This is a genomic window from Bradyrhizobium quebecense, assembly GCF_013373795.3.
GTDB lineage: Bacteria > Pseudomonadota > Alphaproteobacteria > Rhizobiales > Xanthobacteraceae > Bradyrhizobium > Bradyrhizobium quebecense.
Window position 1 is genome coordinate 5,147,659 of sequence record NZ_CP088022.1, and the last position, 13,966, is coordinate 5,161,624.

Below are 13,966 nucleotides of genomic sequence, written 5' to 3' on the forward strand. Positions count from 1 at the left end.
GCTCAACGCTCCCGCGCCAGACGGGGATCAAGCAGATCGCGCAACCCGTCACCGAGCAGGTTGAGCCCGAGCACCGCGATCGCGATCGCAACACCGGGATAGACCGCGAGCATCGGTGACTGGAACAGCAGGGTCTGCGCATCGTTGAGCATGCGGCCCCAGGACGGCTGCGGCGGCTGGGTGCCGAGCCCGAGATAGGACAGCGCGGCCTCGGCGAGGATCGCGAGCGCGAACTGGATCGTCGCCTGCACGATCAGGATCGACAGGATGTTCGGCAGCACGTGCTCGATCGTGATGCGGAAGGACCCCTTGCCCGCGGCGCGCGCCGCCAGCACGAATTCGCGGGCCCAGATCGCGTTCGCCGAGCCGCGGGTGACGCGGACGAAGGTCGGGATCTGGAAGATGCCGATCGCGGTGATCGAGGTCACCATGCCCGGGCCTGCGACCGCGGCCAGCATGATGGCCGACAGCACCGCAGGGAAAGCGAAGGTGAAGTCGCTCATCCGCATGATGAGCTCCTCGGTCCAGCCCTTGCGGGCAGCCGCGATCAGGCCGAGGCCAACGCCGAAGGTCAGGCCGATGCCGACGGCGATGACGCCGACCATGATGGTGGAGCGCGCGCCGACCAGCAACAGCGAGACGATGTCGCGGCCGAGCACGTCGGTGCCGAGCCAGTGCGCCGCCGACGGCGGTTGCAGCTTCGAGGCGACGTCGATGTCGTAAGCAGACCACGGCGTCCAGACCAGCGACAGCAGCGCCGCGCCGAGCACAAGCAGGCTGAGCACCGCACCAAGCACGAAGCTGCGATGGCGCAGCGCGCGGCGCCAGAAGCCGGTCACAGGTCTCGTCCCCGGTGCGATCGCCGCTGTGGCGGATGCGGTCAGCGGCGCGCTCACAGGTTGGCGACCTTGATGCGCGGATCGATGAAGGCATAGAGGACATCGACCACGAAATTGACTGTCACGACCATTGCAGCCAGCAGCATCACGCAGTTGCGCACCACGATCAGGTCGCGGTTGGCGATCGACTGGAAGATCAGCCGGCCGAGGCCCGGCAGATAGAACACGTTCTCGATCACGATGGTGCCGGCGAGCAGATTCGCGAATTGCAAGCCCATGACCGTCATGACCGGGATCATGGCGTTGCGCAGCACATGACGCCACAGCACCTCGCGCTTGCCGAGCCCCTTGGCGCGCGCGGTGCGCACGAAATCCTCGCGCAGCACCTCCAGCACCGCCGAGCGGGTGACGCGGGCCAGGATCGCGGCCTGCACCACGGCGAGCGAGATCGCGGGCAGCAGCAGCGAGCGGATCCCGGCCCAGACGCCATCATCCCAGCCGGCGAATCCGCCGGCGGACAGCAATTGCAGCTTCACCGAGAACAGCAGGATCAAGAGGATCGCGAACCAGAAATTCGGCAGCGCGATGCCGATCTGGGTCAGCGACATCACGCCGACGTCGCCGATCTTGTTGTGGTTGGCTTGTTGTGGTTGGCCGCGGTGTAGATGCCGGCGGCGAGCGCCAGCACCACCGTGATCAGCATCGACATGATCGCGAGCGGGATGGTCAGCACCAGCCGCTCCGCGATCAGGCCGGCCACCGGCGTGCCATAGACATAGCTGTTGCCGAGATCGCCGACCGCCATGCCCTTGATCCAGAGCAAATAGCGAACCGTGAGCGGCTGGTCGAGCCCGAGCTTGACGGTGAGCGCGCGCACCGCATCGGGCGAGGCGTCGGCGCCCATCAGCATCTGCGCGGCATTGCCGGGTAGCGCGTCGAGCACCAGGAAAATGATCAGCGAGGCCGCGAACAGCGTCGCCACCAGGGTCAGGATCCGTCGCAGGAAGAATACGCTCATGCCCGCTCGAAGGGTAAGGAACAGGCCGCAGGTTTCAGCATGTTCGCGAACGAATGCAAGCCCTTCACCGCGTCATTCATGATTTCAGCGCCGGCCAGCGGCCGAGCAGATCGCTCGCCTCTTCGAACAGCGCCGCAACGCGCAGCAGTTCCGCATCGGCCCGGAAGCGGCCGACCAGATGCAGGCCGATCGGCAGGCCGTCGCGGCCGAAACCGGAAGGGATGCTGACCGCGGGATGCCCGGTCATGTTGAACAGCATGGTCCAGGGAAACCAGTGCGGCCGCACGCTGTCGAAGCTCTGGCCGTCGATGTCGATGGTGCCGAACAGATCCTGATCGATCGGCAGCGCCGTGCGGGTCAGCGTCGGCATCGCCAGCAGGTCGCCGCGCGCAAGCAGAGACTGCACGCGGCGGAACAGCGCGGTGCGGTCGAACATCGCCTGCTGGTAGGCGACGCCGCTGACCTTGGCGGCCAGCGCGAGCTGCTTCAGGAAGGTCGGGCTGAGGTCATCGGGATGATCGGCCGCGAGCTTCTCGAAGCGGGTCCGCCAGACCGTGTGATTGATGGCGCGCCAGATCGGCTCGATATCGAAACCGTCGCCGGAGAATTCCTCGAGTTCGGCGCCGAGGCTGGCCAGCCGGTCGAGGCCCGCCTTGAAGTCAGCGGCGACGTCCGCGGTCACCGGGCGCCCGGGCGGCGACAGGCAGTACAGCACCCGCCGGCCCCTGAGATCGCCGCGCGGCGCCGCGCGATCGAGATAGTCAGGCACCGGCACGCCAATCGACCACGGATCGGACGGATCCTCGCCGGCCATCGCCTGCATCATCAGCGCGGTATCGGCGACGGTGCGCGTGGTCGGCGTGACATAGGTCTGGTTGCCGAACGCGTCCTGCACCTGGCTGTGCGGGATCACGCCGTTGCTCTGCTTGATCCCGACCACGCCGTTGCAGGCCGCTGGAATCCGGGTCGAGCCGCCGCCGTCGGTCGCAACCGCCAGCGGCGCGATGCCGCTTGCGACCGCGACCGCCGCGCCGCCGCTGGAGCCGCCGCTCGTCCTTTCCGCACTCCACGCATTACGGGTGCGGCCGAACAGCGGCGAGTCGGTCAAGCACTTGCTGCCGAACTCCGGCGTCGTGGTCTTGCCGATCAATATTCCGCCCTGCGCACGGAGCCGGGCCACCGCCACCGCATCATGATCGGGCACATTGTTCCGGTACGGCACCGCACCGAAGGTCGTTCGCACACCCTTGGTGCTGACGATGTCTTTCACGGTGAACGGGATGCCGTGGAGCAGGCCGAGCGGCTCGCCGGCCATGACCTGCCGCTCCGCGGCCTTCGCCTGCGCCATCGCCTCGTCGCCGCACAGCGTGATGAAGCAGTTCAATTCCGGCTGCAGCCGCTCGGCGCGGGCCAGCACCGCGGCCGTCACCTCGACGGGAGATATTTCCCTGGCGCCGATGCGCGCGCGCAATTCGGTCGCCGGCAAAAGGCAGAGATCTCCACTCATTCTGACGCACGCTCTCCAAAATCCGGTCGGCACCTCTGACCGCGTTGACAGCCAGAATGCCTCCCATGTTAACTCGGCGTCCAATACGAATTTGAAGGCCAACCCATACGTTTTCGGTATGCCTATGGATTTGCGTCGGCTTCGTTACTTCGTCGCGGTGGCTGAGGAGCGCAGCGTCGGCAAGGCCGCCGAGCGGCTGCGGATGGCCCAGCCGCCGCTGTCCGTGCAGATCCGCAAGCTCGAGGCCGAGCTCGGCACGCCGCTGTTCCGCCGCGGCACGCGCGGCATGGATTTGACGGAAGCCGGCCTCGCTCTGCTATCGCGGGCGAGCGAGGCGCTGGCGCTGGCCGAGGAAGGGTTCGAGGCCGCGCGCGCGATCGCCTCCGGGCAGCGCGGACGGCTCTCGGTCGGCTACATGTTCGTGCTGGCGAGCGCCGTGCTGCCGCGCCTCGTCCCGGAACTGCGGCGGTCGCTTCCGGGCGTCGATCTCGATTTCGTGGAGCTCAGCGCATCGACCCGCGAAACCTTGCTGCTCGACCGCGCCGTCAGCGTCGCCTTGTGCATGCCGGCAATCCATCATCCGGAAATCCAGGTGGCCCAGATCGGCACGCAGCCGCTGATGCTGGCGATGCCGGCGCGCTCGCCGCTCGCCCGCCTCTCTGCGCTGCCGGTCAGCCGATTGCAGGGACGCCCGCTGATCGCCTTGCCGCGGCCGGAGGAACAGCCCACCTCATCGGCGGTGTCCGCGATGCTGCGGCGGCATCAGGTGGTGATGCCGATCGTCAGCCGGGTGGAGACCGTGCACTCGGCGCTCAGCCTCGTGCTCGCCGGCGAGGGGTTCGCGATCCTGCCGGCTTGCGCCAAGCTCGGCGCGCCGCCCGGCGTCGCGTTCCGGCGCTTTGTCGACATCACCGACACGATCGAGATCGCGGCCTGCTGGCGGCGCGATTCCTCGAGCCCGTTGATCCGAAATTTCCTCAAGAGCGCCGAGAAGGTCGTCGCGCGACTCTGACGCGAACTGCTGCCAACCAACTACCAATAATCCGCGGGCAGCTCCCGGCTTCGCGGCGGATCGGCGCCGGCGCGCGTGCAGGTGAAGGCGGCGCATTTGCAGGCAAAGGACAGCGCGCGCGCAAGCTCCGCCGTGGAGATGTCGCGCAGCCGCGGCCGTGCGATCCGGTCCAGCCGATGCAATGCGGCGAGCAGCGCCGCCTGAAAACTGTCCCCGGCGCCGATCGTATCGACGACGTTCACCACCGGCGAGGCGGCCTCGATCGCTCCGGCCTTGCGATGCCAGGCCAAGGCGCCGTCATTGCCGCGCGTGACGACGACGAGCGATGCGCCGCCCGAGAGCAGCGCCTCGGCGCGCGCCACATAGGCCTCGTCGCCGAACAGATAGGCAAAGTCGACGTCGGACATTTTCACGATGTCGGCCTTGCCGCAGAACGCGAGCATGCGGGCGCGATAGGCATCCTTGTCCTTGACCAGGTTCGGCCGGCAGTTCGGATCGAGTGAGATCGTCACGTTCGGCCGCGCATCCTCGATGAAGGCCAGCGTCTCGGCCGCGCCCTTGTCATGGACCAGCGTGGTCGAGCCGGTGTGCAGGCATGTAACGCCGGCAAGCGCGATCGCATCGCGCCGATAGATCCAGTTCCGCGATGCCGTGTCGGCGTCATAGAAGGCGTATTGCGTTTCGGTGCCGGTCACGCGCGCAAAGGCGAGCGTGGCCTGGCGATCGCTGCGCGTCGCGCGACTGAGATCGACCGCGGAGTTCGTGGCATGATCGGCGATCATCCGGCCGAAGGTGTCGGTCGAGATGCCGCCGACAAAGCCGGTGGGAACATCGAGCCGGGCGGCACCGATCGCGATGTTGAGGCAGGAGCCGCCGACCGCGGGCGTCAGGGCCTCGCGTCCATCCGCCGTCCGCGACGGCAGGAAATCGATCAGCGCATCTCCGCAACTCAGCAGCATGCAAACACCTCAACCCGGCGCCGCACCGGGCGCCCGCTTCATCGCCTCGCGGCTGTCGCGATCGAGCCGGCGCAGCATCTTGTGCACGCTGCGCTTCTTGCGGTGGAAATCGGCCAGCTCGGGCCCTGTCGGCTCGCTCAACCGTCCAAGTGCCGACATGCCGGCCATCGCCGCATTGATCGAGTCGTGCGCACCACTGGCGACCGCACCCAGCATGGCAGCGCCGAGCAAGACGGGTTCTTGCGTCTGCGGCAGCGCCACCGTGTAGCCGGTAGTGTCGGCCATGATCTGGCGCACCAGGGGGCTGCGGCTCGCACCGCCGCCGATCACGATGGTCTTGCCGCTGACGCCGTGGGCCTGCAGCGCCTCGATGACGTCGGCGAGGCCATAGGCCAGCCCGCACAGGCCGGCGACGAACAACCGCTCCAGCGCCGACACATCGGTGTCGAGATCGAGCCCCGCGATCACGGCGCGCGAGCCGGGATCGGCGTAGGGCGACCGGTTGCCGAGGAATTCCGGCAGGACATGAACGTTGCGCGCGAGAAGTGCGGCCGCGCCGGCATTGCCGCTGCGCGCCAGGATACGCCTCTCGAGGTACTCGATGACATCGACGCCGTCGTTCTTCGCAGCTAGCAAAACCTCGCCATGCGCCGGGTGCGACTTGAGCAGATGATCGATCGCGGCACCTGCCGCGGATTGACCGCCCTCGTTCAGCCAGAAGCCCGGCACCATGCCTTCGAAATACGGGCCCCAGACGCCGGGCACGAAGCAAGGATCGACGGTCGTCGCCATGATACAGGCCGACGTCCCCATGATGTAGGCCAATCGCTGGCAGACATCGACATCGGCGCCTGAACCGTCACGGCCACCGATCGCGCCGACGCCGCCGGCATGGGCATCGATCAGCGAGGCGCCGACCGCGGTTCCCGGCACCAGGCCGAGATCGCGCGCGGCATCCTCCGACAAGCCGCGGCCGAGCGGCGAGCCGGGCGGCACGATCTCGGTGCCGATGCGGGCAAAGCGATCGGCGGCGAGCGCCTCGAGCCCGACCCGCTTCAGGAACGGTTCGCTCCAGCCGCCCTCGCCCGCGACATAGGTCCATTTGCAGGTAACCGTGCAGGTCGAGCGCGCCAGCGATCCGGAGGCGCGGAAAGAAAGATAGTCGGCGAGATCGAAGAAATGCCCGGCGGCCTCGAAGGTCACGGGCAGATGCCGCTTCAGCCAGAGGATCTTCGGGATCTCCATCTCCGGCGAGATCGCGCCGCCAACATAGCGCAGCACGCGATCACCGGTCGCGTTGACGAATTCGGTCTCATCCATCGCACGATGGTCCATCCAGACCACGACATTGCGCGCGGGATCGCCGGACGGGCTGACGGTGAGCGGCCGGCCGCCTCTGTCGAGCACGACCAGCGAGCAGGTCGCATCGAAACCGATGCCTTTGACCTGTTCGGCCGCGACCGCTGCCTCGCGCATCGCGTGACGCACGGACGTCACGCAGGCCGCCCAGATGTCATCGGACGATTGCTCGACAATGTCGCCGGGCTCATGCCAGACCCGGATCGGATGCCGGGCCGAACCCAATAGCTTCCCGGCCTCGTCGAATATCCCCGCCCGGGCACTGGTGCTCCCGACGTCCACCCCGATATAGGCTTGCCGCATGGCCGCTCCGTTATTTCCGGCGCGATCCTACCAGCAAGTGTAGCCGCCATCGACCAGAACGATGCTTCCGGTCATCAGGCTCGCCGCCTCGGAGGCCAGGAACAGCACCACGGAGGCGATTTCGTCGACCTGGCCCATCCGCGCCATCGGGGTTCCGCCGATCCAGGCGTCATACATGCGGGGGCTATTCTTCACAAAGGCGTTCAGCGGGGTCTCGATATAGGTCGGCGCCACGGCGTTGACGCGAACCCCGCGCGCGCCCCATTCGGCGGCGAGCGATTTGGTCAAATGATGAACCGCGGCCTTGGACGCATTGTAGAAGCACTGCTCCTGCGGCTTGTTGACGATGAAGCCGGACATCGAGCCGACATTGACGATGGTGCCGGACTTCGCCTTCAGCATGTGATTGCCGAACGCGCGGCAGCACCAGAAGGTGCCGTTCAGATTGACGTCGATGACGTTGAGCCAGTGCTCGTCGGTCACGGTCTCGGCTGGCGTCTCGCTGCGCGCGATGCCGGCATTGTTGACGAGGATGTCGACCTTGCCGTACTTGCGGACCAGCTCGTCGGCGACCGCCGAGACGCGCCCGGAATCCGTCACGTCCATCAGCGCGATATCGGCGTCGAAGCCCTTGGCCTTCAGCGCCGCCTGCGCATCATTGGCGACCTTGGCGTCGCGATCGCCGATGATGACCTTGGCGCCGGCTTCCGCGAGTGCCTCGGCACAGGCGAGCCCGATGCCCTGACCGGCGCCGGTGATGATGGCGGTCTTGCCGCCGAGCTTGAATTTCTCGAGATACATTTTCTTCTTCCTTACGCGTAGATCGACTTTCCGCTGTCGTCGAAACGATGGATGCGTGCCGGATCCGGGATCAGCGACACGCGATCGCCGGGATGCAGGTCGAGCTCGCCGACATAGCGCGCGGTCAGCGTTCCCAATGCCGCAGCGTCGACATAGAGAAAGGTGTCGCTGCCGAGATGCTCGGCGACCGCCACTGTCCCCTGCCAGCCGCCCTGCCCGTCGCGCTCGACCTTCAAATGCTCCGGCCGCACCCCGATGGTGGTCGCGCCCTGCTGCTTGGCGAACTCGCCGGTGACGAAATTCATCTTCGGCGAACCGATGAAGCCGGCGACGAACAGGTTTGCCGGCTTCTCATAGAGCTCCAGCGGCGAGCCATATTGCTCGATCTTGCCGCCGTTGAGCACGACGATCTTGTCGGCCATGGTCATGGCCTCGACCTGGTCGTGGGTGACGTAGATCGCCGTGGTGCCGAGCTGCTTCTGCAATCGCGTCACCTCGAGCCGCATCTGCACTCGCAGCGCGGCATCGAGGTTCGACAGCGGCTCGTCGAACAGGAACGCCTTCGGCTCGCGCACGATGGCACGCCCGATCGCGACCCGCTGGCGCTGGCCGCCGGAGAGCTCGCGCGGCTTGCGCTCGAGATAGGGCGTCAGGTTGAGGGTGGCCGCGGCGGCTTCGACCTTGCGGTTGATCTCGTCCTTGGCGACCCCGGCCATTTTCAGGCCGAACGCGATGTTGCCGCGCACGCTCATATGCGGATAGAGCGCGTAGGACTGGAACACCATCGACAGCCCGCGCTTGGCCGGCGGCACATCGACCACGTTGCGGCCGTCGATCAGGATGGCGCCGCCGGTGACATCCTCGAGCCCGGCGATCAGCCGCAGCAGCGTAGTCTTGCCGCAGCCTGACGGACCGACGAAGACGACAAAGGAGCCGTCGGCGATCTCAAGGTCGGCCCCCTTGATGATGTGGACCGGCCCGAACGATTTTTGCACACCCCGCAGCGTAATCTGACCCATGGCGAAAGCCTTTCTGCTACTTGACCGCGCCGAAGGTCAGGCCGCGGACGAGTTGCCGCTGACTGAACCAGCCGAGCACGAGAATGGGCGCGATCGCGAGCGTCGACGCCGCCGACAATTTTGCCCAGAACAATCCTTCCGGGCTCGAATAGGATGCGATGAACACGGTGAGCGGCGCGGCCTCGAGGGTCGACAAATTGAGAGTCCAGAACGCCTCATTCCACGCCAGGATCAGATTGAGCAGCAAAGTCGAGGCAAGCCCCGGCACCGCCATCGGCGTCAGCACATAGATCAGCTCGCGCCCGATCGTGGCGCCGTCCATCCGCGCCGCCTCGAGAATGTCCCTCGGGATCTCCTTGAAATAGGTGAACAGCATCCAGATCACGATCGGCAGATTGCCGAGGCACAGGATGAAGATCAGGCCGCTTCGGGTATCGAGCAGACCGAACGTCCGGTAGATCAGGTAGATCGGCACCAGCACGCCGACCGGCGGCATCATCTTGGTGGACAGCATCCAGAGCAGCACATCCTTGGTCCGCTTGGTCGGCGAGAATGCCATCGACCATGCCGCCGGAATTGCGATCAGCATCGCAATCAGCGTCGAGCCGCCGGCGATAATGATCGAGTTGAGCGCGTGATGAAGGTAGTCGCTGCGCTCCTGCACCGTGACGTAGTTCTCCGTCGTCCAGTGGAAGAACAGGAACGACGGCGGGATCGCGAAGGCTTCGAGCTCGGTCTTGAAGCTCGCCAGCACCATCCAGAGGATCGGGAAGAAGATCAGGAAGCCGACCAGCCAGGCTGCCGCCGTCGAGATCACCTTGTTCCGTGTCGTGACCATCCGCGCCATGACGTTACGCCTCCAGATTCCGGCCGACGATACGAACGAGGAAGAACGCAACGATGTTGGCGAGCACCACCGCGACCAGGCCGCCCGCCGAGGCGCTGCCGACGTCGTACTGGATCAGCGCCTGCGAATAGATCAGGAAGGCGATATTGGTGGTCTGCAGACCGGGGCCGCCGCCGGTGGTGACGAAGATCTCCGCGAACACCGTGAGCAGGAAGATGGTCTCGATCAGGATCACCACCGTGATCGGACGCGCCAGATGCGGCAGCGTGATGTAGATGAAGGTCGAGATCGCGCTCGCGCCGTCCATCTCGGCGGCCTCCTTCTGTTCCTCGTCGAGCGATTGCAGCGCGGTCAAGAGGATCAGGGTCGCGAACGGCAGCCACTGCCAGGAGACGATCAGGATCACCGAGAACAGCGGCGCATCGTTGAACCAGTCGATCGCCGGCAGCCCGAACAGATGTGCGATCCAGGCAAACAGGCCCGACACCGGATGCATCAGGAGGTTCTTCCAGACCAGCGCGCTCACCGTCGGCATCACGAAGAACGGTGCGATCACCATCAACCGGACGATCGAGAGCCCGACCACCTGCTGGTCGAGCAACAGCGCCAGCGGCACGCCGAGGATGATCGTGATCGCGAGCACCGAGCCGACCAGCACCAGCGTGTTCTGCAGCGAGGCGAGGAAGGCCGGATCGGTGAGGAAGTAGCGGAAATTCTCCAGCCCGACGAAGGATTCGGAGCCGGGATCGAGCAGACTGTAGTGCAGGGTCGCGAAGTAGATCGTGAGCGCGAGCGGCACGATCATCCAAATGAACAGCAGCGCAACCGCGGGCGTGAGCAGCGTGCGTGCGAGCAGTTGGGTCTGCTGGGTCGCCATCCCCGCCTCCTTCTTAAGGAAAGGAGCGACCATCCCGCTGCGGGACAGGATGGTCGCAGTGGTCCAGCTCGGGAGGTTTGAGCTGGTCGGGCGGCCAGGGCGCGTGCTGCGCCCTGGCTTCGTCTGGGGCGTGGCTTATTTGATGTAGCCCGCGCGCTTCATCTCGCGCTCGGTCACGGACTGCGCAGCGGTGAGTGCCGCATCGACGGTGGTCGAACCCGAGAGCGCCGCCGAGAACTGCTGGCCGACCTGGGTGCCGATGCCCTGGAATTCAGGGATCGCCGCATACTGCACGCCCACGTAAGGCACCGGCTTCACCGTCGGCTTGTTCGGATCGGCCGCATCGATCGAGGCCAGCGTCAGCTTGGCGAAGGGCGCGACCTTCAGATAATCAGGGTTCTTGTACAGCGACGTGCGCGTGCCGGGCGGCACGTTGGACCAGCCTTCCTTCGACGCGACGAGCTTGGTGTAATCCTTGCTGGTCGCCCAGGCGATGAACTTCTCGGCCGCATCAACCTTCTTCGAGCCGGCGGGGATCGCGAGGCTCCATGCCCACAGCCAGTTGGCGTTCTTGCCGAGCCCGGTGTTCGGCGCCAGCGCGAAGCCGACCTTGTCGGCAACCTTGGAATCCTTCGGGTTGGTCACCATGGACGCCGCCACCGTGGCGTCGATCCACATCGCGCATTTACCGGCGCTGAACAGCGCGAGATTCTCGTTGAAGCCGTTGGACGAAGCGCCGGGAGGGCCGGCCTGCTTCATCAGGTCGACATAGGTCGTCAGCGTCTTCTTCCATTCCGGCGAATTGAACTGCGGCTCCCACTTCTCGTCGAACCAGCGCGCGCCGAACGAGTTGGACATCGCGGTCAGGAACGCCATGTTCTCGCCCCAGCCGGCCTTGCCGCGCAGGCAGATGCCGTAGACGCCGCCGGCCTTGTCGTTCAGCTTCTTGGCGGCATCGACCACGAAGTCCCAGGTCGGGCTTTCCGGCATCTTCAGGCCGGCCTTGTCGAACAGGTCGGTGCGGTACATCACCATCGAGCTCTCGCCGTAGAACGGCGCGGCGTAGAGCTTGCCGTCGACCGAGACCGCGTCGCGGATCTTGGGCAACAGGTCACCGACGTCATAGTCGGCGCCGAGCTTGTCGAGCGGCACCAGCCAGTTCTTCTTGGCCCAGATCGGAACCTCGTAGGTACCGATGGTGAGCACGTCGAACTGGCCGCCCTTGGTGGCGATATCGGTGGTCACGCGCTGGCGCAGCACGTTCTCTTCCAGCGTCACCCATTTGACGGTGATGTCCGGATTCTTCGCGGTGAACTCGCTGCTGAGCCCCTGCATGCGGATCATGTCGCTGTTGTTGACGGTCGCCACCGTCAGCGTGGTCTGGGCGATCGAGGGGGCAGAGATCAATAGAGCAGCCGCGCCCGCAACGGCGCAAAGGACGTTTTTCAAGGTGACCTCCCTTATGTCACGTTGAGCATATGCCCACGTGTTGGGCGTATGTTCATCCCGTCGTTAAAATTTGTCAAGCACGCGACTGCACCGTCCCGCGCGATTGCGGGTTCCAACACAGCCTGGAATGGTGGTTTTCGCGGATGCGAAGGGAGCGACTGACGGCGAATTGGATTGAGCTGGAGCGGCATCGAAGGCTCACCTCTCCCGCTTGCGGGGGAGGTCGGATTGCATCGACGATGCAATCCGGGTGGGGGCTCTCTCCGCAGTACGACTCGAGGACAGACCCCCACCCCAGCCCTCCCCCGCAAGCGGGAGAGGGAGTCACCCGACTCGTGACATCTAGCGATCCAGAACCGCGCGTGCGGTCGCCTCATCCGTGATGAGACCGTTGATCACCCGGCCCGCCAGCGCGGCCCTGATCGACGGCACCTTGGCGACGCCGACGGCCGCCGCAATCGTGGTCGACACCGCAGGGATCTGCGGCGGAATGCTGGTCAGCCGCTTGTTGGTGCCACCCTTGATCAGACGGCCCTTGGCATCATAGGCCCAGCCGGTCACCTCGCCGACCGCCCCAAGCCGCATCATCTCCAGCAATTCTTCGCGGGTGACGAAGCCGTCGACGTGGACCTGGGCCTTCTGGTCCATCTGGCCGATGCCGATCAGGCGCAGATCGGCCTTGGCGGCGACCGCCCTCACCCGCGCGATCGGATCGATGCGGATCATGCGGTTGCGCTCGTCCTCGCTCGACATCAGGAACGGCAGCGGCATCGGGTAATGCCGCGCGCCGGTGCGGTCGGCGAGCCGTCCAACCGTGTCGTAGAAGCTTGCCGAGCCGTCGGCGGAGATGTTGCCGACCAGCGAGACGATCTGATGATCGGGCCGCTCGATCGGCGAGACCCGCTCAACCGCGGCACGCACCGCGCGGCCGGTGCCGAGCGCCACGATGACAGGCGTCTCCGAGCGCAGCGTCAGCTCCAGCAGATTGGCGCTGCGTTCGGCGATCCCCGCATTCGACAGCGGCGCCGCCGGATCCGTCGGCACGACGTCGCAATGCACCAGATCGAACCGCGCCTTCAGCCGGGAAGCGAGCTCCATGCAGGCGGCAATGGGGTGTTCGAGACGAAACGTGATCAGCCGCTCCGCAAGACACAGCGACACCAGGCGCTGCGCCGAGGCGCGCGACACCTGCAGCATTTTTGCAATCTCGTCCTGGGTATGGCCCGCGATGAAATACAGCCAGCCGGCGCGCGCCGCATCGTCGAGACGAGACTTTTCGTTGTCGGGCGCAGCCATGATCGTGCGTCAGCCTTCGTTCCAGAAATCCGTCATCGCGGCGAAGATTCGATCCGCCCCGGCCTGCTTCAGCAGAGCACTGCCGTCCGCCAGCTGATAGTGGGCGCCGCCGACAAATCCCCACACTTTCATGCCCGCGGCCCTTGCCGCCGTCACCCCGCTGAGGCTGTCCTCGATGACCAGCGTGCGGCGCGGATCAGCTCCCATTCCGCCGGCGGCAAACAGGAACAGATCCGGCGCCGGCTTGCCATGCTCGACCATCTGCGCGGTGTAGAGCCGCTGTCCGAAGCTGGCCGCAAGGCCAGTCAGCTCCAGCGAGAACCTCACGCGGTCAAGATCGCTCGATGAAGCGACACAATACGGCAGCCGCAATTCCGCGAGCACGGCGGCGATGCCCGCAATCGGCTTGAGCTGCGCGCGGAAGGTCTCGCGCACCTGGTGCGCCAATTCGGGCAGGAAAGTCGCAGGCAACGGTTTGCCCACGCCCCGGCAATAGTCGACCAGGGCCGTGGTGCTGCGCCCGAGGAAGAGTTCGAGCGCCCGCTCGGTGCTCATCTCGATGCCGGCCTTCGCCATCGCCTCGGCGAGGCAGCGGCAGCTCAATTCCTCGCTGTCGACGAGCACGCCGTCGCAGTCGAAGATGACCAGATCGGTCTCAGGAAGCCGCGGATCCATCGCGG

At 65.9% G+C, this 13,966-nt stretch carries 12 protein-coding genes and 1 pseudogene; 1 reads left to right on the forward strand and 12 read right to left on the reverse strand.

Features of this window, described 5'->3' with window-relative positions; genetic code table 11:
* Window positions 1-2 precede the first annotated feature (2 nt).
* From HU230_RS24830 to HU230_RS24840, 3 genes and pseudogenes are all read right to left on the reverse strand, one after another.
* Window positions 3-896, reverse strand: coding sequence for an ABC transporter permease (locus tag HU230_RS24830; protein WP_420840800.1), 894 nt, complete (start codon window positions 894-896; stop codon window positions 3-5).
* Window positions 893-1,857 (reverse strand): annotated as a pseudogene (locus HU230_RS24835) (ABC transporter permease). The gene HU230_RS24830 and the pseudogene HU230_RS24835 overlap by 4 nt, the downstream one beginning before the upstream one ends.
* A 76-nt stretch (window positions 1,858-1,933) precedes the next feature.
* Window positions 1,934-3,364 carry an amidase gene (locus tag HU230_RS24840; protein WP_176529439.1) on the reverse strand — a complete coding sequence of 477 codons (1,431 nt, stop codon included), beginning with the start codon at window positions 3,362-3,364 and terminating at the stop codon, window positions 1,934-1,936.
* A gap of 124 nt (window positions 3,365-3,488) precedes the next feature.
* On the opposite strand from HU230_RS24840, the gene HU230_RS24845 reads away from it, so the two are divergent.
* A complete protein-coding gene (locus HU230_RS24845) occupies window positions 3,489-4,376 on the forward strand; it encodes a LysR family transcriptional regulator (protein WP_176529438.1) in 888 nt (295 codons plus the stop codon).
* A gap of 20 nt (window positions 4,377-4,396) precedes the next feature.
* Here HU230_RS24845 and HU230_RS24850 read toward each other — a convergent pair whose 3' ends face one another.
* The 9 genes from HU230_RS24850 to HU230_RS24890 all read right to left on the reverse strand — a co-directional run bounded on the left by HU230_RS24850 (window position 4,397) and on the right by HU230_RS24890 (window position 13,961).
* Window positions 4,397-5,335 (reverse strand): carbohydrate kinase family protein, encoded by a 939-nt coding sequence (locus HU230_RS24850; RefSeq protein WP_176529437.1) that lies wholly within the window; start codon window positions 5,333-5,335, stop codon window positions 4,397-4,399.
* A gap of 9 nt (window positions 5,336-5,344) precedes the next feature.
* The gene (locus HU230_RS24855) at window positions 5,345-6,997 is read right to left on the reverse strand and encodes an FGGY-family carbohydrate kinase (RefSeq protein WP_176529436.1); all 1,653 of its coding nucleotides are present in this window, start codon (window positions 6,995-6,997) and stop codon (window positions 5,345-5,347) included.
* Window positions 6,998-7,024: 27 nt separating this feature from the next.
* On the reverse strand, window positions 7,025-7,798 hold the full coding sequence (locus HU230_RS24860; RefSeq protein ID WP_176529435.1) for an SDR family NAD(P)-dependent oxidoreductase: 774 nt from the start codon (window positions 7,796-7,798) through the stop codon (window positions 7,025-7,027).
* An 11-nt stretch (window positions 7,799-7,809) separates the two neighbouring features.
* Window positions 7,810-8,817, reverse strand: coding sequence for an ABC transporter ATP-binding protein (locus tag HU230_RS24865; protein WP_176529434.1), 1,008 nt, complete (start codon window positions 8,815-8,817; stop codon window positions 7,810-7,812).
* A gap of 16 nt (window positions 8,818-8,833) precedes the next feature.
* A complete protein-coding gene (locus HU230_RS24870) occupies window positions 8,834-9,664 on the reverse strand; it encodes a carbohydrate ABC transporter permease (protein WP_176529433.1) in 831 nt (276 codons plus the stop codon).
* 4 nt (window positions 9,665-9,668) lie between these two features.
* A complete protein-coding gene (locus tag HU230_RS24875) occupies window positions 9,669-10,541 on the reverse strand; it encodes a carbohydrate ABC transporter permease (protein ID WP_176529432.1) in 873 nt (290 codons plus the stop codon).
* A gap of 135 nt (window positions 10,542-10,676) precedes the next feature.
* On the reverse strand, window positions 10,677-11,990 hold the full coding sequence (locus HU230_RS24880) for an ABC transporter substrate-binding protein (protein ID WP_176529431.1): 1,314 nt from the start codon (window positions 11,988-11,990) through the stop codon (window positions 10,677-10,679).
* Window positions 11,991-12,332: 342 nt separating this feature from the next.
* The gene (locus tag HU230_RS24885; RefSeq protein WP_176529430.1) at window positions 12,333-13,286 is read right to left on the reverse strand and encodes a sugar-binding transcriptional regulator; all 954 of its coding nucleotides are present in this window, start codon (window positions 13,284-13,286) and stop codon (window positions 12,333-12,335) included.
* 9 nt (window positions 13,287-13,295) lie between these two features.
* Complete coding sequence (locus HU230_RS24890; RefSeq protein WP_176529429.1) at window positions 13,296-13,961, reverse strand: HAD family hydrolase; 666 nt, start codon at window positions 13,959-13,961, stop codon at window positions 13,296-13,298.
* Window positions 13,962-13,966: the final 5 nt, after the last annotated feature.

What these genes read in the sequence shown, in the direction of transcription:
- HU230_RS24840 (WP_176529439.1), bottom strand. Translation starts at nt 3,364, where the DNA reads ATGAGTGGAGATCTCTGCCTTTTGCCGGCGACCGAATTGCGCGCGCGC.
- HU230_RS24845 (WP_176529438.1), top strand. Translation starts at nt 3,489, where the DNA reads ATGGATTTGCGTCGGCTTCGTTACTTCGTCGCGGTGGCTGAGGAGCGC.
- HU230_RS24850 (WP_176529437.1), bottom strand. Translation starts at nt 5,335, where the DNA reads ATGCTGCTGAGTTGCGGAGATGCGCTGATCGATTTCCTGCCGTCGCGG.
- HU230_RS24855 (WP_176529436.1), bottom strand. Translation starts at nt 6,997, where the DNA reads ATGCGGCAAGCCTATATCGGGGTGGACGTCGGGAGCACCAGTGCCCGG.
- HU230_RS24860 (WP_176529435.1), bottom strand. Translation starts at nt 7,798, where the DNA reads ATGTATCTCGAGAAATTCAAGCTCGGCGGCAAGACCGCCATCATCACC.
- HU230_RS24865 (WP_176529434.1), bottom strand. Translation starts at nt 8,817, where the DNA reads ATGGGTCAGATTACGCTGCGGGGTGTGCAAAAATCGTTCGGGCCGGTC.
- HU230_RS24870 (WP_176529433.1), bottom strand. Translation starts at nt 9,664, where the DNA reads ATGGCGCGGATGGTCACGACACGGAACAAGGTGATCTCGACGGCGGCA.
- HU230_RS24875 (WP_176529432.1), bottom strand. Translation starts at nt 10,541, where the DNA reads ATGGCGACCCAGCAGACCCAACTGCTCGCACGCACGCTGCTCACGCCC.
- HU230_RS24885 (WP_176529430.1), bottom strand. Translation starts at nt 13,286, where the DNA reads ATGGCTGCGCCCGACAACGAAAAGTCTCGTCTCGACGATGCGGCGCGC.
- HU230_RS24890 (WP_176529429.1), bottom strand. Translation starts at nt 13,961, where the DNA reads ATGGATCCGCGGCTTCCTGAGACCGATCTGGTCATCTTCGACTGCGAC.